Here is a 26901-nt window from a genome sequence, read left to right as displayed (position 1 = left end):
CGCGGTCAGCACACCAGATGCCGGTCATGGAAAAGCGGTTTCATCCCGCCTTGCTTCTTCCCCTGTGCGCCGCCCTGCTTGCGCTGTATGCCGGGCCGGCGCGGGCATTGCCCAGCCAATCCTTCCAGGTATCGGCTTCCGTGGTGGCCGGTTGCCGGATCGAGGGCGGCGGCGGGGTATGGGGTACCTTGGATTTCGGCACGTACTCGGCCCTCGATATCCGGCCGGTGGGTACAGGTTTTCTGCAAAACTCCGCCTTAACCATCGCCTGTACGCCGGGTACGACATTGAGCATCAGCATCGACGGCGGCCGCCATTATACCGCCACCCGCAACCTCATGCGGCTAAACGGCAATGACCGGGTGTCTTACCGGCTCTACTCCAGCGCCGGCTTTACTCCCGGCAGCGAAATCCCGGTTAATCAGTCTATGACTGTCGATTTTGCCAATGCCGCTAATATCACGTTACCGATTTACGGCCAACTGCAACTGGACGGCACCCATCAGGGGGGGACTTATACCGATATCTTGTCGGTCGTACTGTCCTGGTGATTTTTCAAAGGGAACTGCGGATGAAAATCTTGCCAGCCGGCGGATGGATGCCGGCTTTTGCGTTATGCCTCTTGTGGGCGGTCCGGGCCGGGGCCGGCCATTCAGTACTTATCTGGCCGGTGGATCCGGTCATCACCGAAAATAGCCAAGGCGCCGAACTTTGGGTGCAGAACCGCGGCGACGCCACGACCCTGCTGCAGGTAAGGGTCTACGCCTGGCGCCAGACGGCGGGCCGGGAACAGTATGCCACCCAGCAAGATATCCAGCCCCTGCCCACCATGATCCGGCTCGAATCAGGGCAAAAACGGCTGATACGGCTGATAAAGCGCCTGCCGCCCCCCGCGAACCGGGAACGGGCCTACCGGGTGCTGCTGGATGAGATTCCGACCCCTTACGGCCATCCGGATGAAAAATCCCATGCGCTTAATTTCCAGATGCGTTACTCCATTCCCCTGTTTGCCTATGGCCGGCAAAGTTCTCCTGATAGCGGGATGCCGATACTGAGCTGGCGGATGGTCATGGAGTCAGGCAGTCCCTACCTGGAAATTACCAACGGCGGCCCCGTACATGCCCGGCTTAGCAAAACACGCCTGGGTAATGACACCCTTACCGACGGGCTGCTGGGCTATGTGCTGGCTGGCTCCAGCCTTCGCTGGCCGCTGAAAAACAAGGTCTCCCCGCAGGCGTGGCTGGAAACCAGCCTGGATAACCGCAATACCGTCTGGCGCAGTATGGCCGACGTCCATTGATTTTATGGACCGGCCCCCTCGCCCTGCGCTGCGCCGTTTCTCTTTGGCCCTTACCGGCTATTGCGGCTTGCTCGCGCCCCTGGCCGGCGGCGCGGAAACCTTCGATACCCTCCCGCCGCCGCCGGCGTTGGCTCCGGGGCAGACGCGCCAGCGCCATATGCTGGAACTGGTGGTCAACGATTTCAACAGCGGAAGGATTGTGCCGGTGGCGTTCGACAACGGACATTATCTGCTGCGTTCGGCGGATTTGGCCCAGGCCGGGCTGCCCACCGATCAGCTGGCGGCGGTGGAAACCGACGTCACCGCCATGGCGCAGGTGAACGTCATTTATGACCGGCAACGGCAGCTATTGAAATTAACCGTGCCGCCGGAATGGCTGCCGCAGCAAACCTTTACCGGCGCGCCGGGAAGCCCGCGACATGAAGGGCTGACCAGCACCGGCGCCCTGCTCAATTATGATATCTACGGCAGCCGCATCAATCGCGGCGCCACGCGCGTTGCCGTCTGGAATGAATGGCGCGCTTTCGGCCGGTTCGGGCATTTTTCCACCGATGGCGTAATTGAACAGCCGTTATCCGGTACGGGCAGCGCCGCCAAGGATTATATCCGTTATGACACCTACTGGGCCGATCAGGATGAGGATAGCGCCTTAAGCTGGAAAGCCGGGGATGTCATCACCAATGCCCTGTCATGGAGCGGCAGCGTGCGTATCGGCGGGATACAAATCGCCAGGGACTTTGCGCTGCGCCCGGACCTCGTGACTTACCCGTTGCCCTCGTTTGCCGGACGGGCGGCGGTTCCCGCCACGGTTGATCTGTTCGTCGACGGCTATCGGGCCGGCAGCAACGAGGTTCGGCCCGGTCCGTACGCCTTCAATAACCTGCCTTTCATTAACGGGGCGGGGGAAGCGGTGGTGGTGGCCACCGACGCCTTGGGCCGCCGGGTCACCACCACGCAGCCCTTTTATATTTCCAGCAGTCTATTAAAGCCGGGCCTGCCGGACTATTCCCTTGCCGCCGGCGCGCTGCGCCGGGCTTACGGATTGCGCAACGCCGACTACGCTATCCCGGTGGCCAGCGGATCCTACCGGCAGGGTATTAACGATGGATGGACGCTGGAAAGCCATGCGGAAGGGGCGCAATCCCTGGCGTTGGCGGGCGCGGGCAGTCTGTATAAGCTGGGTCGGTGGGGAGTGGCGAACGGCGCGGTCACCCACAGTAGAACGTACGGCGATCATGGCGGCCAATATGACTGGGGTTATGACTATAACAATCGCTACTTCAGTTTGGGTATGCGGCATACGGTGCGCAGCGGCCGTTTCGGCAATCTGACGACACTGGACAGCGGAGCGCACCATATGTCCGATGCCCTTTGGACCCTCAATCGCCGCAGCGGGCAATATTATGCCAGCCTGTCGCTGGAGCCCTACGGCAGCGTCGGCGCGACCTATATCGATATCCGCACCGCGGCGGGAGATACTATCCGCCTGTGGAATGCTTCCTGGAGCAGATCCCTGTGGCGTGAATCCAGCCTGTTTATCACCGCCACATACGACCCCCGGCAGCGTGACTGCTCCGGCGCCGTCTCACTGGTGATCCCCTTCGGCGGGCGGGCCAGCGCCAGCGCCGGCCTGGAGCGCGATCGCCCCGGCGGCACGGCCCAGCGCGTATCGGTAACCCACGCCATGCCCAGCGACGGCGGTTTTAGCTGGGATCTGTCCTATGCCCGCCGGCAGCGTGAGAGCGATTATCGTCAGGCCACTCTTAACTGGCGCAATGCTCACCTCAAAACCTCGGCGGGATTGTACGGCTATGGTGGCAGCGGCACCCTTTGGGGCGATATGAACGGCGCATTGGTATTGATGGACGGCCATTTGCTGGCGGCGGATCAATTAAGCAATGCCTTTGCCCTGGTGAAAACCGATTATCCCGATATTCCGGTGCGTTATGAAAATCAATTGGTGGGAAGCACCAACGAACAGGGTTATCTGCTGGTGCCGGGAATCAGCGCCTATTATCCGGCGAAATACGATATCGATACACGGGCGCTGCCCCTCGACCTGTCGGTGGAAAACGTTGAGCAGCGGGTGGCGGTGCGCCGCAGAAGCGGCTATTTGCTGCATTTTCCCATTGAACCGCTGCGCGCCGCCGCGATCGTTCTCCACGACCAACAGGGCCAGCCGCTGCCGGCCGGCAGCCGAATATTGCGCGATGGTCAGTCCATAGAGTACGTGGGCTGGGACGGAACCGCCTGGGTGGATAATCTCGGCGCTGAGAATAGCCTGCGGGCCGTCACGCCGGACGGTCGCCGTTGTACCGCGTTTCTGGCCTTGCCCGGCGGCAAACCCCGGCCATTGCAAACCTACGGGCCGCTGACCTGCTCCCTTTCCCCTTTGCCCTGAGGAATCCCCGTGATGACCCGCTTAATGCTATCCGCCCTGATGATGTTATCCATCGCCCTGTGCTGGCATGCCAAGGGCGCCTGCCAGTTGCCTCCGTCATCCGCCGGCCTGGGTACGGTGACATCCTTTACCGTTAACAGCAGCGTTTCCTCCGCCAGCGGCAATATCAATCTCAACTGCGGTTCGGGCAGTACCCTGTCGCTGCTGGGTAACAACTACATCCGTTTGCAGCTCACCGGCGCAACCCATATCAGCGGCGGCCGTGCGGTATTGAAACATGACAACGGCGGCGACCAGATCCCGATTCAGCTGTGCTCCACCGCCAACTGCTCGACGGAACTGACGGTAAACGGTCCGCCGGCCAGCTATGACTCCGGCCAGTTGGTTAACCTGATCGGGCTGATGGGGGGATTGAATTTTTCCATTCCGCTTTTTATCCGCACTCTTACCGGCCAGAACGTGGCCGCCGGCAGCTATAGCGGCACCCTGAATGTGCTTACCAGCTATGCGATTTGTACCGGCATCGGCGCCGTGGGCCAGTGCATTCCCGGCGGCCTCCAGTCGGGTTCCGCGGTGGTGCCCATGACCGTCAGCCTTGCCATTACCAACGACTGCACCACGATTACCGCTCCTAATATCAGCTTCGGCAATGCGCCGCTGCTCACCGCGTTCAGTCCCGTGTCCCAGTCCATTACGGTGATTTGTACCAAAGGCAGCACCTATACGGTGGGAGTGAATTACGGCAACAATGCGGTGAACAAGGTCCGGAACATGGCCAATGGCGGTTCCTTTATCAGCTATGATATTTTTAAAGGGAGCGGCGGCGGCCGCTGGGGCGACACCGGCGGCGATCGCTGGTCCAGCAGCCTGGCCAGCGGCGTCAGCACCGACGGTACTCTGCGTTCCTATAACTATGTGGCCCAAATTTTATCAGGCCAGGCCACGCCGCCCGCCGGCACCTATAGCGATAATCTGGTGGTGGATCTCTCTTTTTAAACCGGCATCCGCCGCGTTGCCCTGTGCCGGAAGTCTGCCGGCGGACCTCCGTTTAACACGCCGGTACAGGCTCCGGTGTTGGCGGGCCTAGCGCGCTGTGGGGCGCTCTGGCGGGCAGGAAAACCATGCCCGCTTCGACCCCATCAGCACGTTCTCCCTTTAACACGCCCACTTCAGCATCGGTGATCGCGGGCCTGGCCTGCCGCCTCCTCCCCCCGGCTCCCCCCTGTTTGCGTTCGGGGGAGAGGAGGGCGGGCCGGTGGATATATGGCAAAGTGGGTTGTTTTAGGCATCAGAAAGAGGGTTATGTATGTTGCAGGCCTGGCATCTTCCGGTGGCGCCCTTTATGCAAAAGCGTAACCGGCATCTCATCCTCTCTTTGTGGCTGGCGGGAGATGAACTGCCGGATGCCGCGCTGCTGCGTTATGAGCAGGACAATGAAGAGTGGCTGCTCCCTATGCAGCTTCTGCCGGAGCAGTCCGGCCTGGGGTGCCGGCGGTACCGTACCGAGATTCCTCTGGACACCGGGCAGCCGCGCCGGCGTTACTGTTTTAAATTGCTCTGGCAAGAGAGCCAGCGCTGGTTCACGCCGTTGGGCTGGAGCGCCGCGCCGCCCGGACAGATGTCGCAATTTGCCGTTGATCTGCCCGATAACGGTCCGCAATGGGTGGCGGATCAGGTATTCTACCAGATTTTCACCGACCGCTTCGCCGCCGGCGCCGATCTCAATGGCGCCTATGGGCGGGGTATATCGTCCGACAGCCGCCATCCTCTGCCGGCCGAGCCGGGGGCGGCCCGCCAAGCCGCGGCGGCAGCCGATAACCATGGCCACATCCTGCCGGTAACGGCAGCGTCAAATCGCGATCCCCACCAGGCCGCAGCGGCAGCAGGTAATCGCGGCCCCGGCCAGGCAACAGCGGAGATGGATAACGATCTTCTGCCGGGTGAACCGTCGGCGGGGTGCGCTCAGGGCTGGGGGCAAAACTTTGAAGAAGATGGCAGCGCCGGCACCTTTTTCGGCGGCGATCTGCACGGCGTGGTGGCAAAGCTGCCTTGGCTGACCCGGCTGGGCGTGACCGCCCTGTATTTTAACCCGATATTTTCCGCCCCTAGCGTGCATAAGTACGATACCAAGGATTACCGCCATGTGGATGAACGGTTTGGCGGCGATCAGGCGCTGCTGCGGCTGCGCAAGGCCACTCAACGGCTTAGGATGCGCCTGATCCTGGACGGCGTATTCAACCATACCGGCGAGACCCATCCGTGGTTCGATCGTGACGACGAGGGAGGTAGCGGCGCCTGTCATCACCCCGACTCACTCCACCGGCAATGGTACAGCTTCACTCCTGAAGGCGAGGCGCTGGACTGGAAAGGCCATGCCAGCCTGCCGAAGCTCGATTATGCCTCTTCCGCGCTGGTGCATGAAATCTACAGCGGCAAGGACAGCGTGGTGCGCCACTGGCTGCGCCCTCCGTGGCAAATAGACGGCTGGCGGCTGGACGTGGCGCATATGTTGGGAGAATCCGGCGGCGCGAAAAACAATTTGCATCACATCAATGGCATCACCCGGGCGGCAAAATCGGTGAACCCTCAGTCCTTTATAGTGGGAGAGCATTTTGGCGACGCCCGCCCCTGGCTTCAGGCGGATGCGGAAGACGCGGCGATGAACTATCGCGGATTCACCCTGCCGGTATGGGCCTTTCTGGCCGGGAAAGATATCGCCGGCCATCATATCTCGCTGACGGCGCAGGAGTGCGCCCGGTGGCTGGAGGAGTACCGCGCCGGATTGTCCCATCAGCAGCAGCTGCGCATGTTCAATCAGTTGGACAGTCACGATACCCCGCGCTTTATCACGGTGCTCGGCAGCCATGGCCGCCGTCTGGCGCTTGGAGTGGTCTGGCTGTTCTGCTGGCCGGGGGCGCCCTGTATCTATTACGGCGATGAGGTGGGATTGGACGGCGGTAACGACCCGTTTTGCCGTAAACCCTTCCCCTGGCATGAGGCGGATCAGGACCAGGCGCTGCTGGGACTGTACCGCCGCCTGGCCTGGTTACGGCACGACAGCCCGGCGCTGCGTTACGGCGGCTGCCAGGTAGTGATTGCCCGGGAAGGCCTGCTGGTGTTCGTGCGGGTCTATCAGCAGGAACGGATCCTGGTGGCATTGCAGCGCGGCGAGGGGGGGCAGGCGACGCTGCCCTGGTCTCCGCTGCTGTCCGGCGTGGCGTGGCAACGGCTTGAGGGGGAGGGGAGCCAGACCAGCGACGGGCTGGTGCTGCCGGAAGACAGCGTCACCCTGTGGCGGGGCAAGGCGGGGCAAAGGCTCCGCCTGGCCGCAGACCCTGCTTAGCCGCACGTAAGCCGTATGGCAGTGGCGCTCCCGCTGCGCGTTACTCGCACAATGAAGGCAGGCGTCGCGGAAAGGATAACGGCGGCCTGCCGGCGGACACATCACTCCGGCGAAAGCGTTTCCTCCTGCTCTTCCGGCAGCGCGGGCGGCTGCCCCATGGGCAGTTGAATATAAAAGCAGGCGCCCCCTTCCGGCCGGTTGCCGGCGCGAATATGTCCGCCGTGCATTTCAACGATGGCTTTGCAGATGGCCAGGCCCAATCCCACGCCGGGCACCGCAGATTCCTTGGTGCCGCGGGCGAATTTTTCGAAAATGGCGGTTTCCTGCCCTTCCGGAATACCGGGGCCGCTGTCCCAGACTTCGATTTCCAGCCGATCCTGGCGCTGTTCGGCCCGGATACCCAGTTGGGCGTGCTCGCCGGCGTATTTTAGGGCATTCTCCAGCAGGTTGTTGAATACCCGTTCCAGCAATGGGCCGTCGGCGTTAATCAACAGCAGTTGGTCCGGCAGATCGAGCTGGACCTGGCGGCCGTTCAGCAACGGCTCCATGATTTTCAGCGTGCCGCCCACCACCTCTTCCAGCGCCACCCACTCCGCCCGCAGATTGATACCCCCCGACTGAATTCGCGCCATATCCAGCAGATTATTCACCAGACGAATGGTGCTCAGGGTCTGCTGGCGAATCTGGCTGGCCTGCGGCGCGTACTTCGAGCCTTCCGCCGCCAAATCCAGCGTCAGGATTTCCGACTGGCCGAACAGCACCGTCAGCGGCGTGCGCAAATCATGGGACAAGGCCGCCAGCAGGGAATTGCGCAGCTCTTCCCGTTCGGCGGACAGCCGGGCGCGCTCTTCGCGCCGGGTGAGTTCCATGCGCTCCAGCGCCCCGGCCAGCAGTACGGTGAAGGTTTCCAGCATGCGCTGCTGCTCGGGGATCATCAGCTGGCGCAGATTCGCCGGCTCAATCACCAACAGGCCGAGAACGTTGCCGGTGGTCTTGAGCGGCAACATCTGCCAGGGAACCCCCGGCAGCGTATCCGTACCGGCGCCGGCGGGCAGGCCCCGGTCAAAACTCCAGCGGGCGATGGCGCGGTCGGGAATCGAGGTAAGGTTGGTTTCACCCACCCGGCCGAGATCGCCGTTTTCCCGAGGCAATAACAGCTCGCTGTGCGCCTGTAGGGTGATATTGATAATGCGCTGGCAGGTGGCGACGATATCGTTCACGTCCCGGGCGCTGCTCAACGCGCGGGACATTTCATAAAGATGCCGGGCCCGCTGTTCCCGGTAGCGCGCCACCCGTGCCTGATAACGGACCCCTGCCGTCAGATTGCCGATGATGATGCCCACCGCCAGCATCACGCCGAACGTCACCAGATACTGCACGTTCGACACCGCCATGGTGCCGGTAGGCGCGACAAACACCATGTCGAAAACCACGATGTTCAGCACCGTCGCCACCACCGAAGGCCAGCGGCCGTAACGCAGGGCGACGATCACCACCCCCAGCAGATAAATCATTACCAGGTTAACGGCATCCACGCCGGGCAACAGCCATTTGCCGCCGAGGGTAATCAGCGCGCAGAGCAGCATCGCCGCGACGCAGCCCCGCAGCTGCACCCGCCATTTATCGATAAACGACCGGTTGTCCTGCAGCGGGCCGGGAGCGGCTTCCACCCGCTCATCCAGGGCCACGATCACCAGATCAAGGTCCAGGCCGAGCCGCCCCAGCCGATCGGCAAAACTGTCCCGCCGCCAGCGCCGCGCCGGACGCCGGCCGATGATGATTTTACCGAGATTGTGCTCCCGGGCGTAGCGCAGCACCGCCCTGACTTCATCAGGGTCCGACAGGGTGGACGTTTCCGCCCCCAGGTCCTGGGCCAGCCGCAGGGTACGCAAAATAGCGCGGCGGCGCGGTTCGGCCAGGCGGTGCGATACCGGCGTTTCCACATACACGGCATGCCAGACGCTGCCGAGCTTGGCCGCCAGCCGGGCGGCGGTGCGCACCAGTTTCTCGCTGCCGGCGTTATTGCCGATGCACAGCAGAATGGCATCCCGGGTATGCCAGACTTTTTCCCGGCCCTGGACGTCCCGCCAGGCGCGCATTTGTAAGTCCACCCGATCGGCGGTGCGGCGCAACGCCAGTTCCCGCAAAGCGAACAGATTGCCTTTACGGAAAAAGTTCTCAATGGCCCGTTCGGCGCGATCGCCGATATACACTTTGCCCTCTTTCAGCCGTTGCAGCAGATCGTCGGGGGGCAGATCCACCAGCACCACTTCATCGGCGGAGTCGAAAAAGGGATCCGGCACGGTTTCGCGCACCCGGATGCCGGTCACGCCGCTGACGATATCGTTCAGGCTCTCCAGATGCTGGACATTCACCGTGGTGATGACATCGATACCGGCATTAAGCAGTTCGTCAACGTCCTGCCAGCGCTTCGGATGGCGGGAGCCGCGGGCATTGGTGTGCGCCAGCTCATCCATCAGGATGACCGCCGGCCTGCGGGCCAGCGCCGCATCCAGATCGAACTCCTGATGCCGGTGCCGGCCTGCGGCCCGCCTGGGCAGGACCGCCAGTCCTTCCAGCTGCGCCGCGGTTTCCGCCCGGCCGTGGGTTTCCACCACCCCCACCAGCACATCCAGCCCCTGAGCGCGCAGACGGCGCGCCTCTTGCAGCATCGCCCAGGTTTTGCCCACCCCGGCGCAGGCGCCGAAATAGACTTTGAGCTTACCGCGGCGCGGATTCCCGGCTTGCACTAACAGCGCATCGGGATCGGGACGCTGTTGCTCCTCGTTCATACAGGCTCCTTGCCGGCTGGTGGAAACAGGACGGCGCAGCGTTTACCAACAAGACCGCCCACGCACCCGCGCGGACGGTCGGCTTTTCTCTCGCTCCGCCTTATTATGGCCGCGGCACGGAATCCAAGGCGATATTCAGCTCCAGCACATTCACCGCCGGGTCGCCGAGAAAATAAAGCGGCGGACGAGAGGTGTTTTCCTCAATCAGCCGCTGCACCGTCTCCAGGGGCAGCCGCCGCGCCGCCGCGACCCGCTGCGCCTGCCATTGGGCGGCGGCGGGGGAAATTTCCGGGTCCAGCCCGCTGCCGGAAGCGGCAACCAGATCCACCGGTACCGCCGGGGCGGCCAGAGGGTTGGCGGCGCGCAGATCGGCTATACGCTGTTTAAACGCCTTATCCAGATCCGGATTGCCCGCCGCCAGATTACTGCCGGAGGACGCCAATGCATTATAGGGGGAATCCGACGTGGCGGACGGACGGCCCTGAAAATATTCCGGACGGACAAAGGACTGTCCGATCAGGGTGGAACCGCGTATTTCACCGCCGATATCCAACAGCGAACCCTGGGCTTGGCCGGGGAACCACCACTGCCCCAGCGCGCCGGTGAGCAGCGGATACACGGCGCCGGTCATCAGCGTCAGCAATATCATTAACAGCACGGCCGGACGTAATTGACTCATCATAATTCCTCTTTTTTTAGGCCAGGCCCGCGACGGTCAGCACAATATCGATAAGCTTGATGCCGACGAAAGGCACCAGCAGGCCGCCCAGACCGTAAATCAGCAGATTACGGCGCAGCAGCGCGGCGGCGCTCATGGGGTGGTAACTGATTCCCTTCAGCGCCAGGGGGATCAGGAACACAATCACCAGCGCGTTAAAGATCACCGCCGACAATATTGCCGAACCGGGGGAGTGCAAATGCATCACATTCAGCCGGTTCAGCTCCGGATAGGTCACGGCAAAGGCCGCCGGAATAATGGCGAAATACTTGGCAACGTCGTTGGCGATACTAAAGGTGGTCAGGGAGCCGCGGGTCATCAGCATCTGTTTGCCGATATGCACCACTTCCAGCAGTTTGGTGGGATTGGAATCCAGATCCACCATATTGCCCGCCTCCTTGGCCGCCTGGGTGCCGGAGTTCATGGCCACCGCCACATCCGCCTGGGCCAGGGCCGGGGCGTCGTTGGTGCCGTCGCCGGTCATTGCCACCAGCCGCCCTTCGGCCTGGTATTGACGGATGAGCGCCAGCTTGGCTTCCGGCGTGGCTTCCGACAGAAAATCATCCACTCCCGCCTCGGCGGCGATTGCCGCCGCGGTCAGCGGATTGTCGCCGGTAATCATCACGGTCTTGATACCCATGCGGCGCAGTTCGGCGAAACGCTCTTTGATGCCGCCCTTAACGATATCCTTCAGCGCCACCACCCCCATCACCCTGGCATCTTCCGATACCACCAGGGGCGTGCCGCCGCCGCGCGCCACCTCTTCCACCATCCGGGTCACTTCAACGGGAAAACGGCCCCCGTTGGATTCGATATGCCGGCGAATGGAATCCACCGCCCCCTTGCGAATCATGCGCTGCTGTAAATTCACCCCGCTCATGCGGGTCTGGGCCGAGAAAGGAATAAAGGTGGCATCCAGACTCTGTATATCGAGCTCCCGAAGATTGTATTTCTGCTTCGCCAGCACCACGATGCTGCGGCCTTCCGGCGTTTCATCCGCCAGGGAGGCCAGCTGCGCGGCGGCGGCCATTTGCTGCTCGCTGACGCCCGCCGCCGGGACGAACCGGGTGGCCTGCCGGTTCCCAAGCGTAATGGTGCCGGTTTTATCCAGCAGCAAAACGTCAATATCCCCCGCCGCTTCGACGGCGCGGCCGCTGGTGGCGATCACATTGGCCCCAGCATCCGGCTCATGCCTGCCACGCCGATGGCGGACAGCAAACCGCCGATGGTAGTGGGGATAAGGCACACCAATAAGGCCACCAGCACCGTGACGCTCACCGGCTCGCCGCCCCAGGCGGAAAATGGCCACAGCGTGACGGTGGCTAAATATAAAACAATGGTCAGCGATACCAGCAGGATGGTGAGGGCGATCTCATTAGGGGTCTTGCGGCGCTTGGCCCCCTCCACCATGGCAATCATGCGGTCGAGGAAAGTTTCGCCGGGGTTGACGCTGCAGCGAATCACCAGCCAGTCGGATAAAATCCTCGTCCCGCCGGTGACGGAGGCAAAATCACCTCCCGCCTCGCGGATGACCGGCGCGGATTCACCGGTGATGGCGCTTTCGTCCACCGAGGCCCCCCCTTCCAGCACCTCGCCGTCGCAGGGGATAATGTCCCCCGCTTCCGCCAGCACCACGTCCCCTTTGCGCAATGAATCCGCCGCGACTTTGTGTTGTTCGGCGTCATGATGAGGCTGGGAGAGCTTCTTGGCCCAATTGCTTTTTCGCACCCCGCGCAGGCTTTCCGCCTGGGCCTTGCTGCGGCCTTCCGCCAGCGCTTCGGCAAAGTTGGCGAACAGCACGGTAAACCACAGCCAAACGGAGATAGCTGCCGAAAAACCGGCGGACCCGGCCACCAGCCTCGCCACCATCCCCACGGACAGCAGCGCGGTTAAAATACTGCCTAAATAAACGACAAACATCACCGGATTGCGGAACTGTACCCGCGGGTCCAGCTTTTTAACGGCATCCACCATGGCGACACGCACTAACGCCGCGTCAAACAATGACTTTTGATTACGACTCATGGAAAATTTCTCCGGCGATTAATGACCTAACAATTGCAGATGTTCCGCGATCGGGCCGAGCGCCAGGGCGGGGATAAATGTCAGCGCGCCCACCAGCATCACTGTGCCTACCAGCAGCGAAATAAACAGCACACCGTGCGTCGGCAAGGTTCCGTTGCCCACCGGCTGCACTTTTTTTACCGCCAGCGAACCGGCAATGGCCATCACCGGCACAATGGGCCCATAGCGGCCCAGCAGCATGCACACCGCCAGCAACATGTTCCAGAACGGCGTATTGGTGCTTAGGCCGGCGAAGGCGCTGCCGTTATTATTGGCGGCGGAAGAGACGGCATAGAGCACCTCGCTGAAACCATGGGTACCTGGGTTCGACATTCCGCCGCGGCCGGCGGCGGTCATCATGGCCAAGGCCGTGCCCAACAGGACCAGCGACGGGGTGATAAGGATAGCCAGGGCGGTCATTTTCATTTCCCATACATCGATTTTTTTACCCAGATATTCCGGCGTACGGCCAATCATCAGCCCGGCGATGAATACCGCCAGCAGCACGAACAGCAGCATGCCGTACAGGCCGGAGCCCACGCCGCCGAAAATCACTTCCCCTAGCTGAATCAGCCACATCGGCACCATGCCGCCCAGCGCGGTGAACGAATCGTGCATGGCATTCACCGCCCCGCAGGACGCGGCCGTGGTAATGGTGGCAAACAGGCTGGAATTGAGGATACCGAAGCGGGTTTCTTTGCCCTCCATATTGATGGCGCTGTCGGCGCCGAGGGCCAGCAAATGCGGATTACCGTTCAGTTCGGCCCACATCACCGCCACCGCCGCCGCGATAAACATCACCGACATGGCCCACAGCAAGGCGTTTCCCTGGCGCCGGTCGCGAACGGCATCGCCAAAAGCGAAACAGAGCGCGGCGGGAATCAGGAAAATGGCGAGCATTTGAATAAAATTGGTCAAGGCATCGGGATTTTCGAACGGGTGAGCGGAGTTCACGTTAAAAAAGCCGCCGCCGTTGGTGCCCAGCATTTTGATGGCTTCCTGCGAAGCCACCGGCCCCATGGGCAGGATTTGCTTCGCGCCTTCAAGGGTGTGTATCGGCAGGTAATCCGCCCAATTCTGCGGTGTGCCCTGGCTGATGAAAATCAGGGCGATTATCAGCGAAATCGGCAACAGTACATAGAGGGTGATACGGTAGATATCCCGCCAGGCGTTGCCCAGCGTCGCCACCGAACGATTGGCGAACCCCCGGATCAGCGCGAAGGCCACGGCGATACCGGTGGCCGCCGACAAAAAGTTCTGTACCGTCAGTCCGGCCATCTGGCTGAAATAACTCATGGTGCTTTCGCCGCCATAGGATTGCCAGTCGGTATTACTGGCAAAACTGATGGCGGTATTAAGCGCCAAATGCCAGGACAGGCCGGGCAGGTGCTGCGGATTCAGCGGCAGTACCCCCTGTAACAGCAATAGAACGAACAGAATCAGGATACCCAAGGCATTAAATAACAGGACGGCCCATAAATAACCGCTCCACCGCATACTGTCGGTGCCGATGCCGCATACGCGCCATATCAGCCGCTCGACCCCGGCGAAACCCGGCGCCGGCCGGTCATTAATCAGTCCCGTTAGTCCCCGGCCCAAAGGACGGGCCAAAATCATCAACACCACCATATAACCGGCGAGCAATAAAAATGCGCTGGCAGCCATCAGAACTCCTCCGCCTTAACCAGGGCGTAAATCAAATAGCCCAGCAATAAAAACACCAGCACAATGCCGGCGAGCAGTGAAAAATTCACAATGCGTCTCCACAGGGGAATTGAGGTAGGATTGAGTGTAATGTTATGAATGAAAAGGCCGCGTAAAAATAATGGCGCGGCGTGTAAAAATAATATAAAAATGGTCCCTCTTCCCAACACTCTCAATTAATATATCTTTTAATTCAGCCGCACCGATTTATACAAAAATTTTATACTCTCAAGAGCGATTTTTACGGCTTTTTTATTTCACACCGATTAAGTTAAGTATGATGCGTTATTAGGGGATATTTCTTTACCGGAAATATCTATTTCATCGCCATTGAATATCAGTGGAATGAAAGCGACGGACCCGCTCCCGGTCTATGACGACGTCAGGTCCTTGAGGACGACGACAATGAAAACTCTGCTGATTAATATTCTTATATTAATACCGTGCTTAATGGCAGCCGAGGCCGCACTGGCTATATCGCCGGTGCCGGCACCGGAATTTCCCGATGACACGTCTGAACTTTCACCGGAACAACAGGCGCAAATAGGCAAAATCGCCGCCGAATATCTATTGGCGCATCCGGAAATCCTGCTGCAGATAAACAGCAAATTGCAGGCCGGTAAAGCCTTGAGTCAACCGCCCCATTGCGCGCCGGTAAAAAACACCGGCACCCGATAAAATAAACCGGCACGGCCAACCGCTCGCGGCGCCGGCAAAGAACCCGGCATGCGCCGCCTAGCCTCCCGATTGCCCGGCGTGGAGCCGGTTGTTATCCCATACCGGCCCCTCCTGTCTGATATCCGAGACTATCTGACCGGCGTCCAGCTTGATAAGCCGGTCCGCCGAGGGGAAATAGGCATCGTCATGGGTTATCACCAGTACGGTTTTCCCCCGGGCTTTCAGATCGGGCAAAATTTGCCGGTAAAACACCGCCTTAAAGGCGGGGTCCTGATCGGCTGCCCATTCATCGAACAGGTAGAAAGGGCGATCTTCGGTCCAGGCCAGCAACAGCGCCAAACGCTTGCGCTGGCCTTGGGACAGGGCGGTGGTTGAAAACCGCCCCTGCCGGATGCTGACCTTGTGCTCCAGCTGCAGCGCCGCCAGCAGCGTTGATATTTGCCCGTCATCGGCGGGACGTTCGCTGCTGACATCATCGAAAAGATAAAAATCGCTGAACACCACCGAGAAACACTGGCGGTAGCGTTCCCAGTCCGCTTCGCCCACAGGCTCGCCGTTAAGCAGGATAACGCCCTCCTCCGGGGGATAAAGTCCCACCAGCAGTTTGGCCAAGGTGGTTTTGCCGCTGCCGTTGCCGCCGATGACAAACGTCAGTTCGCCGGGCCGTAAGGCCAGGGTTATAGGGCCGAGCAGGAAAGAGGCGTTATCCAGTTCACGCCGGTAATGGTGGGTAACGCCGCAAAGGGAAAGGCTTTTCAACGCCGGCATCGGCGCGGCGCGCTGGAGGGGCTCTGCCGGCAATTGCCGCCGCACGTCCTGGATACGCGCCAGCGCCACTCGCGCGGTGGCGATGTTCGGCAGGGAGGACAGCAGCCCTTCGATGGGGATAATCATATACAGAAAAACCATCGCATAGCCGGTTATCACCGGATGGCTAAGGGGGAGCCAGCGTCCGAGCAAGAACAGCACGCCGCCGATAAAGGCAAAAAACAGGAAGCTGCCCCAGCTGGTGGCCATGCCATACAGCACATAACCGCGGGTGCGTTCTGCGCGCACCGCTTCGATATTTGTCGCCACTTCGTTATTGATAAACCGCCGGCGGCGGACGGGGTTGAGCTTGAGCTCTTTCACGCCATCAAACAGCGCGCGAAACAGATGCAGCAGCGTATCCTCGCGCCGCCGGGAACTGCGTAGCAGCGTCAGCGCCCGGCCATGAATCAGCCAGAAGCCCAGCGAACCCAACGTGATGGTCACCAGGGCGCACAGCAATACCGGCCAGGAGAGCAGACCGAGGTAGCACAGGCAGCCGGCGATCACCGCCCCATACATCACCAGGTTGGGCAGGCCTACAAAAAACACCACGATCGTATCCAGATCCTGCGTCAGCACCGCCATCGCCCGCGACATGCCCAGGCTCTCGACGCTTTGCAGGCCGGCGTCGCCGATGCAGGCCACCACCTCGTTGCGCAGCCGGGCTTTGGCGCGCTGGCCAAGATACATAAATACCGTTTCGGACAGCACGCGGGTGATAAGCATCAGCAGGGTCAGCGCGATAAAGGTCCGTCCCAGCAACGCCAATCCATCCGCCTCGACGGTGAGGGTTTTGTTGATCAGGGCTATGAGCGACGCATTGCTGAATCCGCTCACCACGCTGGCAATCAATGCCAGCAATAATAATCCTCCGGCATCACGGGCCAACTGTATCAAGGTACGCATAACCACACTCCAGACAGCTGCCGGCTTGCATAACAGCGGCTGAATATTAGCTTATAATCCATGTCGGCCATTGTAATTGCCTTGATGGCCGCGTCACCCATTCCCCTGTCCGCTCGGCGGGATTCCCCCAAAAAATACGCCGGAAAGACAGCAACTGTCCGTCCGGCGATGTTCCGGCCAGCAATGCCCCAACCGACAAAACCATCAATAATCGACGCTCACTGTCAGCATGACATTGCGCGGCTCGCCACGTTCTCTGAAAGATGGCTATGCAAGCCGAATCCGTCATTGACGATAGGTTGCCAGCGCGTCTGTATAATACGAGGCATAAGCCATTGGATTTACCCTCCGTGGGCATGTCTTAGCCGGACGTCGGCAGAATATGACGGTAAACCCGAAAAGTTTCCAAACGGTTGGGCCGTAGACCCTGAGTACATCGTAATGGAGCAGTTTGAGCTGCTTAAAAAAGGACTGGCGTAAGATAATCTCCTATCTCCAAGTCAATCTCTTACCTTAACCGTGATTAAACATGGAACAGTAAAAGGAACGAACATGCCAATTCCTGCGTATTTATGGCTTAAAGATGATGGCGGCGCCGATATTAAAGGAACCGTAGACGTCGATGGACGGCAAGGAAGTATTGAGGTTATCGGCTTTGCACACGGAGTTAATCTCCCTGTTGACCCCGCCACGGGTAAAATCACCGGCAAACGCTACCATGCTCCGATTGCCTTTGAAAAGAGTTCGATTCATCGAGTCCTTATCTTTATAAAGCCGTATCGAAGGGCAGACGCTCAAATCTGCTGAATTCCGGTGGTACCGCATAAACGATGCCGGCCAGGAAGAAGAATATTTTAATATGAAACTTGAGGGGGTGAAGATCGTCTCTGTGAATCCGGGAATGCCGAATGCAAAGATGGCCGGATTGTCAGCAGTAAACCACATGGAGTCTGTGGCTCTGATGTATGAAAAGATTACTTGGAAATACTGTGAAGGCAACATCCAGTTTACTGATAGCTGGGAAGACCGTTAATAAAGTAGACCGGGCAACCTCTGGATCTTTTTAGTATGTCTGACACTGCGTGTTAGCTCCTTATGGGGGACTGCCCTTTGATTTTAAGGGTCAAGAAGCGACGTGGAGGAAGGAGGAATTAATTTCGCCTTCTAATCGATAACCGACATCTTAATAAGTTTTTCTGCCAGCCGGATGACCATCTGGTAGACAATAATGGTAAAGATGGGGCAGGTAATCAGTAATGCCAGTCCCACAAAGCCTTCTACATCCAGTTCACCAAAGTAATCGGCCATCTTATTCCAAAAAGAGTACTCTGCGTCGGTCACTGGCGTGGAGGGCCGCAGCAATAGGAAAGTCAGCAAAAAAATGAATATAAATATCATTATTCTAAAGCCCGTTGGAACACGTCGCGCTTCCATTCAGTATTACCTCAATCATCCCATAAGACCTTAAACCGTTAGATAACTTAACCTGCTGAGTCGAAAGCAAAGCCTGGCGAATCGCGAGGAAATCTGAGCGATGCAGCAAGGTAATGCAGCCCAGCGATATTCCCATCGGACCCGGGGGATGTAACCGGAAGTTTCCGCGTTTAACGCCATTTATCCATGTATGATCATTTATGCTTCCTTCATCCCGATATAGAGCAAACCACTCTGCTTTGATAACGGGTGTTGGCGTAACCCATGAATAGGCATCATGCAGGTCAGTACGGAGTACACCTTTCCAGCCGCCGGTGGGACGGTCAACAATATGATAGCGTCCCTGTGGTATTGGACCTAAATAGCTTTTCATATTACCGCTCCACTTGTGCCAGTCCATGCTGGTTACCCGGAAACGGTGATGCGGCTTTCATAAACTGAGCAACCCGGTTCAGGAGTTGCCACATATATCGGCATTGATGATTACGCGTTACCGTTTCATGTAACGATAACCAGAGCCGCTCTATTGGGTTCAGCCATGGAGAATAGGTTGGCAAAAACAGTACTCTGAACTTCTTATTATTAGCCAGCCAATTTTCTACCTTCCGGCTCTTATGAATAACATATTTATCAACAACTAACGTTATCGTTTTGGCCCGCCGATAAGTCCGTTTCAATACCCTTAATAGATGGATAAATAACTCAGAGTTCTTACTACTGCCGCTAACATAATGGACTTGGCCTGTCGCGGCATGCAACGCGCCCGCCAGGTAATGCTTCTGATTCATTCCCGGCGTGGCGATGCGTTTTTGCTGCCCTTTCAGACACCAGTCCGAGCCGATTTTCGGGTTTAAATCGATATCGACTTCGTCTTGATAAAACACTGGATTATCAAAGGAGTTTTGCGCCAGAGCTTGCTCGATAATCGTCCATTTTTCCTCATAGTGAGGGTCTTTTATTTTCAGTGTCGGCGCGGCCCTGCGCCAGACAAGGTCTGCCTGTTTCAGGTAGCGGTATAAAGTAGCGGGATGAAGCGAGATGTTAAAAAGCCGATTAACGGCCAAAGCCAGAAGCTCCGTACTCCAGCGTGAACGCAGCCAGCCAAAATCCTGCGGTGAACGTTGCACAAGAAGCGGCAGGATGGGCAAGATATCAGCGACAGGCCACCGAGGCTCACGCCCTGGCTTGAGACTTTTCAGCCCATTAACTCCATATAAAGTAAACAAATTTATCCACCTTCCTATTGAAGAACGAGCCGCACACAGTATTTTGGCGACCTCGGTAACGGTCATTCCCTGGTGCAACATGAGCATCGCCATCAGTCGGCGAGCATGATTTTTATCACGAGTTTGTTGGGCCTCTTTTCTCATGAGATATCGTTCTTCATCAGGGATAAATGCTATGATCGGCATCGCTCAGTCCGGTGGGTGATTTGTTGAATTTGGCGATTGATCAGATCGCTCAATTCGGGCTGAGTTCCATCAAAGTGATCTACTATTTTGCAAAGCTATTTAGGCCAGGAATCCCGACGCAACCTGCACGGTTGCGTTACTGATCTTTCCCGGAGTAGGCCAGAAAGGTACCTATGCCAGGGATAATGAATGGGCAAAAATATGCATCGTTTATTATGAATTTCCCGTGCAAAGGCATAATTTAGCGGCTCATCTCCATAAAAATATTAAATATCAATATATTACTAATAATTTTTCTATTGGGATTTTCGCGGTGACAACGTTATTTAGGCATGTCACCCTTCAAACAGCCTTACATAGTATATTTACCGTTTACCCAACGGAGCTCAAACAGGTGTTCGTCTCAATGGGTCATCGAATGCTCAGGGGAAAGCCAAGTTTTGCTTTATCAACGGAACTGGCCGTCAAGGCGAAACCCTCAATAATCGACGCTCACTGTCAGCATGACATTGCGCGGCTCGCCACGTTCGCTGAAATAGCTGGACGGTACGCGGGCGTAATAGTCGCGATCAAATACATTATTCAACGTCAGGCTGGCATCTAAATGTTTGTTGAAGCGGTACCCGGCCTGAAGATCAACCAAAGCATATCCCCCTTGCTGCCATGCATCGCGATCGGTCTCGCTTTGCGCCCGTACGCCGCCGCCGACGCGAAAACCATCCAGGGCGCCTCCGCGGAAATGCCAAAGGGTCCAGAGCTTGGCCTGCTGGCGCGGCTCTTCATCATCAAAACGCGCATTTCCGTAGGTGGGGTCGTTGACATAATTGGCGGTCAGCAGCGTATAGCTGGCGTAGATATCCCACTGCGGCAGGATATTGCCGTTAAGTTCCAGCTCCAGGCCATCGCTGCGGGCCCGGCCGCCGGCCACGGAGCCCGTGGGATGATCCGGATCGTCAATGGCGCGGTGTTCGTCATTGATGCGGAACAACGCCAGCGAACTTTGCAAACGGTGATCCATGAAGTCACCTTTGATGCCGGTTTCGTACTGTTCGCCGGCACGGGGCGGCAATCCTTGTCCGTCCCACGTGGTGGCGGACTGCGGCGAGAAGATCTTGGTATAACTCACATAGGTGGCAATCTGCGGCGTCAAATCCAGCACCAGTCCGGTGTAGGGGACAAATTTGTGGCGCTCGTTATAGCTGGTGGTCCAATCGCCGCTGTCCGGCAGGAAAGGCTGGCTCTTTTGGCTGAACGCCGCCAGACGACCGCCGAGGATCAGGTGCAGCGGGTCGGCCAGCTCGATGTTGCCCTGCCCGTAGACCCCTACCTGCTGAATACGCTGGCGGGTGCCGCTGGTGAAATCAATGTCCGGCCGGGGAATATCATTGTGAGAGAAAATATCGTAATTACCGAGATCGGCAAATCCGCTGCGGCTGCTCTGCTTGTTAAGCTGGTAATTGGCCCCCAGCATCAGCGTGTGCCGGCGCCCGAAGGCCGACACCGGCCCGGAGAGATTGCTGTCGAGGCCGAACCAGTCGTTGACGATGCGTTGCCGCTGTCCGGTATAATCCGATTCATTGGTCTGCGGGTCCACCCCGCCGCCGGAATAGGCGTAGTCGGATTTGGACAGGATATGCCGGTAAAAGAGCGTAGTCCGGGATTTCCAGTCATTGCTGAAAGTATGCGACAGAACGGCGTTCGCTTCCTGCATGTTGATATCGCTGTAGTTCCAGTCCGGACTATAGTTTCTGGTGGTGCGGCCACGAACCGGGCTGCCATCGGTATACAGGGACGGTCCGTAGTCAAAGCCTTGCAGGGGATTGCTTTGTATTCCACCGGAAAAAGACAGCATCGTCGCGGGGGAGACGTCATATTCCAATGCGCCGTAAGCCATGACGTGCTTGTTCACTTCATTTTCCAGGAAAGTATGCTGATCCTGGCCTACCACCACCGCCCGTCCGCGCAGCGTCCCTTCGTCGTTCATCGGCCCGGTGACATCCAGCTGCTGGCGATAGTCGCCATAGCTGCCGATGCTGGTTTGAGAGCCAAAATGAAAGGTGTCGGCAGGCATTTTACGCACCAGGTTAACGGTGCCGCCGGGCTCGCCGGCACCATCCATCAGTCCGGACGGACCACGGAACACTTCCACGCGATCGTACATCGCCAGGTCAAACTGCGGCTCATACTGAATGCCGCTGGCCAGGGGTACGCCGTCAAACTCGATGCCGACGTCATATCCCCGCGACTTGAAATACGTGGTGCCGTCGCCATAGTTCACGGCGGTAATACCGGTACTGTAATTCAGTGCATCGCTTACCGAGGTCATATTCTGGTCGTCCATGCGCTGGCGGGTCACCACCGATACCGAGCTGGGGATATCCTTAGTCGCCACGGGCTGTTTGCCGAACAGCGTAACCGCCCCGGCGGCATAGCTTTGCGTGCCTTCGCTGACGGCATCCAGCTCATTGCCGGCGGTCACCCGCACCGCCGGCAACGTGACTGAATCGGCCGGCGCCTCTGGAACGCCCTTCGCCGATAGGGTAGCGGCGGGGGCTGTGTCGGCAGTGTCCGCGCTGGCGACGGCGGCGCTGGCAGTCATGGCATGGGTAAAGGTAAGAGCCAAAACCGGCGCCCAGCGGCGAACGGGCAGGAGCAAATTCATTGATGAATCCCCTCGGAATCAATAAGTTAAATGATTATGGTTTTTTATTAGATTGTCTAATGAACGAAATGATAATCATTTACTTTTAAAAAAACAGCGGTCATAGTGATCGCTTCGGGACATATCCCGCCGGAAGTCAGCAAGAGTGACAATCATTGTCGCTTTTTACCGCAATCACCCGCCCCTGGAGGACCGGTCATGTCGCTCAGCATTATTTCCCCCAAGGTCAGCGGCTGGATACATGCCTATGCCGCCGGACAAGGCCAGGGCTGGCACTCTCATGAAGAGGGCCAGCTGATCTACGCCTGCCGGGGGGGCCTGCAGGTCTTTACGCGGGGGGAGTGCTGGATATCTCCGGCCCTGACGGCCGTCTGGCTGCCGGGCGGGCAGCCTCATAGCTGGTTATCCCTCACCGATGCGCCGGTGGTAAGCCTGTACATGTCGGGAGACAATCCGGCGTGGGAAAAACACGCGGCCGCGCGGCACATTTCGCCATTGCTGCATGCGTTGCTGATGCGGGTCATTGATGAGGATAATGGTGATGTCCCGCCTGCGACGCTGCCGCTGATACGCAGCGAACTGGACCGCAGCCGGACCGGTGCCGCCGTCTGGCTGGCGCAGCCCGCCGACCACCGGCTGGCGGCTGTTTGCCGGTATCTGGACGAGCGTCCCGACGATGACCGTCCGTTGGCCTGGTGGAGTGAACATACCGGTATCGAGCCGCGCACGCTGGCCCGTCGTTTTGTGCGCCAAACCGGCCTGACCTTCGGCGACTGGCGGCGGCAGAATCGTCTACAGCAGGCCATACTGCGATTGGCGCAAGGCCTGCCGGTTAAACAGGCGGCCGCCGAGACGGGCTATATGAACGCCCGCAGTTTTAATACCATGTTCAAAAAAAACCTGGGTATTACTCCCGCCCGGTTTCTCTCCCGCCGGGACTAACCGGCAACGGGAAAGCCTCTTTTTGCTTTCTCAACGGGGCTAACCGTCAAGCCGGAACACCACCGGTACGCGCACCCAGCCGGCAACCGGCTCACCGCCGCGTTTCGCCGGGATAAAGCGCCAGCGCTTCACCGCCTGCCGCGCCGCGTCGTCCAATGCATCGCTGCCGCTGCTTTGCGCGATGTTCACCTCGCCGGCGCCGCCGCCTACGGTCACCAGCACGTTAAGCATTACCGTGCCCTGCTGATGCGCCCGCCGCGCCAGGCGCGGATAGTCCGGCGGCGGATTATTGAGATAAGCCGCGTCGAATACCGGCTGAGTGACCGCCGGCACCCTTGGGGTTTGATCCGGCACACGGCTTGCCGCCGCGGTTGCAGACTCTTTTACCGGCGCAGGGGGCGCCGGGGGTGCCGGAGCGGTTTTTTGCGGCGCCGGTTTGTGAAGCCGTTTTACGGGTTTGGCGGCAGTTTTACCCACCTCCACCGGCTTAGGCTGCGCAACCTGTTGCACGGGCGACGGCGGCTCCGGTTCAGTCACCGGCGGCGCCTTCGGTTCCGCAGGCAACGGCGCGGGCTCTTTCACCGGCGGCGGCGCCTCCGGTATATCCCGGGCAAGGACAGGCGGCGGTACTTTTATCGGCGGGGCGGGTATCGGCGGGGCGGGCGCAGCCGGTTCCGGCGCCAGGCTTATCTCCATCACCGGCTGCAAAGCCGGCGTCAGCAGCCGTGGCGGCGAGCTTCGCTGTCCCGCCACCGCCCATAACAACAGGCCGTGGGCCAATATCGCCAGCAGGACGTACCGGGGTTTACAAGGAAAACTCGCCATCCTCTTTCCTCCTAACCCCGCCCGCGGCGAAACAGTAGCCATGCCAGCCACGGACCGCCCAACAGGGTGGCCATAAGCCCGGCGGGCAGCTGGCGCGGATAAAGCAGATTGCGCCCCATCCAGTCCGCCGTCGCCATGATAAGCCCGGCAATCATCGCCGCCGTCAGCAACTGCGCCACCGGCCCCCTCGCGCCGAGCCGGCGGGCGATATGGGGCCCCAGCAGGCCGACGAAGGAAAGCGGTCCAACGATAAGCGTGGCGATACCGGTCATCAGCGCCGCCATCCCCAGCACCGACATCCGCGCCGCCGGCACGTTAACGCCTAGGGACGGCGCCGTTTCCCGCAGCGGCAGCAGGATAAGCCAGCGATAGAACAGAGGCGCAAGCAGAAGCAGCAGCACCGCGCTCGCCGCCGCGATAGCGGCCATCAACGGCGATACATAGTAGGTACTGCCGCTCATCAGCTGCATCAGCATATTGGCGGCGCGGCTGTTATTGACCATCACCACCGTGGCGACGGACTGGAAAAACGCGCTGATGGCCAGTCCGGTAAGCAGTACCCGCTCCGGATTGAACGCGCTGCGGCGATTTTGCAGCAGCGTCACCAGCAGCGTAACAAAGGCCCCCAGCGCGCTGCTCAGTATCAACAAAGGCAAACTGCCGCCCCCCGACAGCAGTAAAAACAGCGTGATACCTAACGACGCGCCGGCGCCGATACCCAGGATTTCCGGGCTGGCCAGCGGATTGCCGCTAAGGCGTTGAATCAGCACTCCCGCTCCCGCCAGCAGCACGCCGGCGCTCATCGCCGCCGCCAGGCGCGGCACTCGCCAGCGCCACAGGGCGGTGAACTCCGGCCAGCCGCTGAGATGCCAGCCGTGCAGGGCGTGGCCGAAGGATAAAGAAAGCGCGATGCCCGGCAACAGCAGCGCGCCGGCAATGACTATCGGCCGCCAGGATCCGGCCGGGGCGGCCGTCGCGGGCGGCGAGGAAGAAACCAATCCGGAGCGGACCTGGCTGACGCGGGGTAAAAACAGCAGCAGCAAGGGACCGCCGGCCAATGCCACCATCATGCCGGTGGGCAGCAGCATGCCGTTGAGCGCCGTCATATTGCCCACCGCCAGGTCCGCCAGCCACAACAGGCCGGCGCCCATAAGCGGCGACCAGAAAAATTGCCGGTACAGCGTACGCGCGCCGCAGGCCGCCGCCAGATGGGGCGCCGCCAGCCCGATAAAGCCGAACACGCCCACGGCGCTTATCACCAGGCTGGACATCATCAGCGCACACAGCAGAGCCAGCCCGCGCACCAGGCCGGGAGAGCTGCCGAGCCCCCTGCCGATATCCTCGCGCAGGCTGAGCAGCATCAGCGGACGCAACAGCATCAGCAGCGGCAGCAGACACAGGAGCAGGCGCGGCAGCAGCCAGTCAAAGGTTGACCAATCCTGCTGGGCAAGCGTTCCGCCGCCCCAAATCATTACCGACAGCAGCGAACGATCGTTAATGATGGTGAACAGCAGCGTCACGGCTCCGCCATATAAATTCACAATCAGCCCCGCCAGAATCAGCGCCATCGGCGACAGCCATTGTCGCGCCGACAGCATGAATACCGCCGCCAGCGCCAGCAGGGATCCCCCCAGCGCCGGCCACTCCCGGCCATAAAGCAGCCAGCCCGGCGCCAGCAGCGTGGTAAGGGTCAGGGCCAGCGACGCCCCGGACGCCACGCCCAGCGTCAGGGGTTCCGCCAGCGGGTTGCGTAGCGCCCGCTGCATCACCAGCCCGCAAAGCGCCAGCGTGGCGCCGCACAGCAGCGCCATGGCCTGGCGCGGCAGCCACATATCCCGCAGGATAATGGCGTGGGAATCGCTGCCCCGCAGCAATGCCGCAAAAGACGGCCAAGGGAAGGGACACTGCCGGCAGGCCAGGATGATGGCGGCCAGAAACAGCGCCCCGCCCAGCCAGCTGGGCGAGCGCCGCCAGAAGAAATCATGCATGGCGCGCGCCCTCCGCCTGCAACAATCCCGCCGCCAGCGCTTCGGCGAAGCGAACGGCGCTTAACATCGCCCCCGTCGAAGAAAGGCCGGGTGGCAACGGCACGATATTGCCGGCCTGCGTCAGGGGCAGACTGCGCCATAACGGCGTATCCGCCGCCGGGGGTACGCCGGCGCTGTTTCCCAGCGAAACCAGCCGCGCATCCGCCGTTGCGGCAATCTGCTGGAGTTCCACCAGCGCCTCCCCCTGGCCGTTGCCGCCGCCGCGCCAGGCGTTCCGAAGTCCCAAACGGCGCGCAACCTCGTCGAACAGGCCGCCGGTGGTCTGGAGCTTCAAATGCAATACGTCCACCACCGTGGCGATAAATACCGCCGTTCCCCGCAATGGCTCCAGCTGCGTTTGCGCCCGGGCCAGCCGCTGCGCCGCCTGCTCCAGCAACCGGTCCGCCACCCCGTCCCGGCCGAATGCCCCGGCCATAAGTCGGGTGTCCCGTTCAATATTCGCCATCGGCCGGCTGCCCCAATTGCCTAAGGTCAGCAGCGGCGCGATACCGGTGAGCCCGTCCCGCAGCAGTGCGTGCGCGGGCGTGATAATGATGGCATCGAGGTTCAGCGCCTTGAGAGTCTCGAAGTTGGGCTGAAACAGCAGCCCGACATCCTGCACCTGCGGCGGCAGCACCGGTAAGGCGAACAGCCGGCGATACCAGTCCGGCGCCGACACGCCTACCGGGACAATCCCCAGCGACAGCGCCATTTCAGTCAGTCCCCAATCCAGTATCGCCACCCGCGGCGGCGAAACCCCGGGCGACGAATTTGGCAGAGCCATCTTATCCATGTCCGCATCCGGCCGCGGCCCCTCCGCCAGCGCGCGGGCGCTGAGAGGGGCCAGCATGGCCAGTTGCAGAAAAGCGCGGCGGGACAGCAT

At 59.9% G+C, this 26901-nt stretch carries 19 protein-coding genes and 2 pseudogenes; 8 read left to right on the top strand and 13 right to left on the bottom strand.

The features are described from left to right. The first annotated feature begins 26 nt into the window (after positions 1 to 26). The 5 genes from GTU79_RS00370 (at position 27) to malZ (ending at position 7044) form a co-directional block, all read left to right on the top strand. Complete coding sequence (locus GTU79_RS00370; RefSeq protein ID WP_203524524.1) at positions 27 to 551, top strand: Csu type fimbrial protein; 525 nt, start codon at positions 27 to 29, stop codon at positions 549 to 551. A 20-nt stretch (positions 552 to 571) separates the two neighbouring features. Continuing rightward, the gene (locus tag GTU79_RS00365; RefSeq protein WP_253073464.1) at positions 572 to 1300 is read left to right on the top strand and encodes a fimbrial biogenesis chaperone; all 729 of its coding nucleotides are present in this window, start codon (positions 572 to 574) and stop codon (positions 1298 to 1300) included. 4 nt (positions 1301 to 1304) lie between these two features. Further along, complete coding sequence (locus tag GTU79_RS00360) at positions 1305 to 3701, top strand: fimbria/pilus outer membrane usher protein (RefSeq protein ID WP_214513621.1); 2397 nt, start codon at positions 1305 to 1307, stop codon at positions 3699 to 3701. A gap of 12 nt (positions 3702 to 3713) precedes the next feature. After that, a complete protein-coding gene (locus GTU79_RS00355; RefSeq protein WP_203524550.1) occupies positions 3714 to 4697 on the top strand; it encodes a Csu type fimbrial protein in 984 nt (327 codons plus the stop codon). 310 nt (positions 4698 to 5007) lie between these two features. Continuing rightward, positions 5008 to 7044, top strand: coding sequence for a maltodextrin glucosidase (malZ, locus tag GTU79_RS00350; protein ID WP_253073463.1), 2037 nt, complete (start codon positions 5008 to 5010; stop codon positions 7042 to 7044). Between the two features lie 101 nt (positions 7045 to 7145). On the opposite strand, the gene kdpD is transcribed toward malZ, so the two are convergent. From kdpD to GTU79_RS00325, 5 genes and pseudogenes are all read right to left on the bottom strand, one after another. Beyond that, complete coding sequence (kdpD, locus tag GTU79_RS00345; RefSeq protein ID WP_203524526.1) at positions 7146 to 9836, bottom strand: two-component system sensor histidine kinase KdpD; 2691 nt, start codon at positions 9834 to 9836, stop codon at positions 7146 to 7148. 103 nt (positions 9837 to 9939) lie between these two features. Next, positions 9940 to 10515 carry a potassium-transporting ATPase subunit KdpC gene (gene kdpC / locus GTU79_RS00340; protein WP_203524552.1) on the bottom strand — a complete coding sequence of 192 codons (576 nt, stop codon included), beginning with the start codon at positions 10513 to 10515 and terminating at the stop codon, positions 9940 to 9942. A gap of 16 nt (positions 10516 to 10531) precedes the next feature. Further along, a pseudogene (gene kdpB, locus GTU79_RS00335) lies at positions 10532 to 12579 on the bottom strand (potassium-transporting ATPase subunit KdpB). A gap of 18 nt (positions 12580 to 12597) precedes the next feature. Beyond that, on the bottom strand, positions 12598 to 14283 hold the full coding sequence (kdpA, locus tag GTU79_RS00330; RefSeq protein WP_203524528.1) for a potassium-transporting ATPase subunit KdpA: 1686 nt from the start codon (positions 14281 to 14283) through the stop codon (positions 12598 to 12600). Further along, complete coding sequence (locus GTU79_RS00325; protein ID WP_132924009.1) at positions 14283 to 14372, bottom strand: potassium-transporting ATPase subunit F; 90 nt, start codon at positions 14370 to 14372, stop codon at positions 14283 to 14285. Before GTU79_RS00325 ends, kdpA begins: the two co-directional genes overlap by 1 nt. A 355-nt stretch (positions 14373 to 14727) precedes the next feature. Between GTU79_RS00325 and GTU79_RS31245 the strand changes: the two genes are divergently transcribed. Next, positions 14728 to 15000 (top strand): hypothetical protein, encoded by a 273-nt coding sequence (locus GTU79_RS31245; protein WP_420854147.1) that lies wholly within the window; start codon positions 14728 to 14730, stop codon positions 14998 to 15000. A 57-nt stretch (positions 15001 to 15057) separates the two neighbouring features. Here GTU79_RS31245 and GTU79_RS00315 read toward each other — a convergent pair whose 3' ends face one another. Continuing rightward, on the bottom strand, positions 15058 to 16716 hold the full coding sequence (locus tag GTU79_RS00315; RefSeq protein ID WP_203524529.1) for a cyclic peptide export ABC transporter: 1659 nt from the start codon (positions 16714 to 16716) through the stop codon (positions 15058 to 15060). Positions 16717 to 17268: 552 nt separating this feature from the next. Here GTU79_RS00315 and GTU79_RS00310 point away from each other — a divergent pair. Further along, positions 17269 to 17749: pseudogene (locus GTU79_RS00310) on the top strand (Hcp family type VI secretion system effector). A 131-nt stretch (positions 17750 to 17880) separates the two neighbouring features. Here the strand turns inward: GTU79_RS00310 and GTU79_RS30000 are convergent. The 4 genes from GTU79_RS30000 to GTU79_RS00290 form a co-directional block, all read right to left on the bottom strand. Then, positions 17881 to 18024, bottom strand: coding sequence for a hypothetical protein (locus tag GTU79_RS30000; protein WP_243701489.1), 144 nt, complete (start codon positions 18022 to 18024; stop codon positions 17881 to 17883). Between the two features lie 94 nt (positions 18025 to 18118). Further along, on the bottom strand, positions 18119 to 18523 hold the full coding sequence (locus tag GTU79_RS00300; protein WP_253073462.1) for a DUF2778 domain-containing protein: 405 nt from the start codon (positions 18521 to 18523) through the stop codon (positions 18119 to 18121). A gap of 1 nt (position 18524) precedes the next feature. Further along, positions 18525 to 19562, bottom strand: a complete 1038-nt coding sequence (locus GTU79_RS00295; RefSeq protein ID WP_214513619.1) for an IS630 family transposase — start codon at positions 19560 to 19562, stop codon at positions 18525 to 18527. Between the two features lie 478 nt (positions 19563 to 20040). Then, entirely contained in the window at positions 20041 to 22224 is a 2184-nt protein-coding gene (locus tag GTU79_RS00290) for a TonB-dependent siderophore receptor (RefSeq protein ID WP_203524852.1), read from the bottom strand. 198 nt (positions 22225 to 22422) lie between these two features. Between GTU79_RS00290 and GTU79_RS00285 the strand changes: the two genes are divergently transcribed. Continuing rightward, complete coding sequence (locus GTU79_RS00285) at positions 22423 to 23166, top strand: AraC family transcriptional regulator (protein ID WP_203524851.1); 744 nt, start codon at positions 22423 to 22425, stop codon at positions 23164 to 23166. 39 nt (positions 23167 to 23205) lie between these two features. Here GTU79_RS00285 and GTU79_RS00280 read toward each other — a convergent pair whose 3' ends face one another. The 3 genes from GTU79_RS00280 to GTU79_RS00270 are packed head-to-tail and all read right to left on the bottom strand — an operon-like array spanning position 23206 to position 26901. Further along, positions 23206 to 23991 (bottom strand): energy transducer TonB, encoded by a 786-nt coding sequence (locus tag GTU79_RS00280; RefSeq protein ID WP_203524850.1) that lies wholly within the window; start codon positions 23989 to 23991, stop codon positions 23206 to 23208. Between the two features lie 11 nt (positions 23992 to 24002). Next, a complete protein-coding gene (gene fhuB / locus GTU79_RS00275) occupies positions 24003 to 25979 on the bottom strand; it encodes a Fe(3+)-hydroxamate ABC transporter permease FhuB (protein ID WP_203524849.1) in 1977 nt (658 codons plus the stop codon). Then, complete coding sequence (locus tag GTU79_RS00270; RefSeq protein ID WP_203524848.1) at positions 25972 to 26901, bottom strand: ABC transporter substrate-binding protein; 930 nt, start codon at positions 26899 to 26901, stop codon at positions 25972 to 25974. Before GTU79_RS00270 ends, fhuB begins: the two co-directional genes overlap by 8 nt.

The sequence above is a fragment of the Sodalis ligni genome (genome assembly GCF_016865525.2).
GTDB classification, from domain to species: domain Bacteria; phylum Pseudomonadota; class Gammaproteobacteria; order Enterobacterales; family Enterobacteriaceae; genus Acerihabitans; species Acerihabitans ligni.
The sequence above is the reverse complement of the archived record's forward strand: the minus strand, read 5'-3'. Positions and strand labels throughout refer to the sequence as shown.

Excerpts from the sequence above, each read along its gene's own strand:
- GTU79_RS00370 (WP_203524524.1), top strand. The coding sequence starts at position 27 with ATGGAAAAGCGGTTTCATCCCGCCTTGCTTCTTCCCCTGTGCGCCGCC.
- GTU79_RS00365 (WP_253073464.1), top strand. The coding sequence starts at position 572 with ATGAAAATCTTGCCAGCCGGCGGATGGATGCCGGCTTTTGCGTTATGC.
- GTU79_RS00360 (WP_214513621.1), top strand. The coding sequence starts at position 1,305 with ATGGACCGGCCCCCTCGCCCTGCGCTGCGCCGTTTCTCTTTGGCCCTT.
- GTU79_RS00355 (WP_203524550.1), top strand. The coding sequence starts at position 3,714 with ATGACCCGCTTAATGCTATCCGCCCTGATGATGTTATCCATCGCCCTG.
- malZ (WP_253073463.1), top strand. The coding sequence starts at position 5,008 with ATGTTGCAGGCCTGGCATCTTCCGGTGGCGCCCTTTATGCAAAAGCGT.
- kdpD (WP_203524526.1), bottom strand. The coding sequence starts at position 9,836 with ATGAACGAGGAGCAACAGCGTCCCGATCCCGATGCGCTGTTAGTGCAA.
- kdpC (WP_203524552.1), bottom strand. The coding sequence starts at position 10,515 with ATGAGTCAATTACGTCCGGCCGTGCTGTTAATGATATTGCTGACGCTG.
- kdpA (WP_203524528.1), bottom strand. The coding sequence starts at position 14,283 with ATGGCTGCCAGCGCATTTTTATTGCTCGCCGGTTATATGGTGGTGTTG.
- GTU79_RS31245 (WP_420854147.1), top strand. The coding sequence starts at position 14,728 with ATGAAAACTCTGCTGATTAATATTCTTATATTAATACCGTGCTTAATG.
- GTU79_RS00315 (WP_203524529.1), bottom strand. The coding sequence starts at position 16,716 with ATGCGTACCTTGATACAGTTGGCCCGTGATGCCGGAGGATTATTATTG.
- GTU79_RS30000 (WP_243701489.1), bottom strand. The coding sequence starts at position 18,024 with ATGGCCGATTACTTTGGTGAACTGGATGTAGAAGGCTTTGTGGGACTG.
- GTU79_RS00300 (WP_253073462.1), bottom strand. The coding sequence starts at position 18,523 with ATGAAAAGCTATTTAGGTCCAATACCACAGGGACGCTATCATATTGTT.
- GTU79_RS00295 (WP_214513619.1), bottom strand. The coding sequence starts at position 19,562 with ATGCCGATCATAGCATTTATCCCTGATGAAGAACGATATCTCATGAGA.
- GTU79_RS00290 (WP_203524852.1), bottom strand. The coding sequence starts at position 22,224 with ATGAATTTGCTCCTGCCCGTTCGCCGCTGGGCGCCGGTTTTGGCTCTT.
- GTU79_RS00285 (WP_203524851.1), top strand. The coding sequence starts at position 22,423 with ATGTCGCTCAGCATTATTTCCCCCAAGGTCAGCGGCTGGATACATGCC.
- GTU79_RS00280 (WP_203524850.1), bottom strand. The coding sequence starts at position 23,991 with ATGGCGAGTTTTCCTTGTAAACCCCGGTACGTCCTGCTGGCGATATTG.
- fhuB (WP_203524849.1), bottom strand. The coding sequence starts at position 25,979 with ATGCATGATTTCTTCTGGCGGCGCTCGCCCAGCTGGCTGGGCGGGGCG.
- GTU79_RS00270 (WP_203524848.1), bottom strand. The coding sequence starts at position 26,901 with ATGCTGTCCCGCCGCGCTTTTCTGCAACTGGCCATGCTGGCCCCTCTC.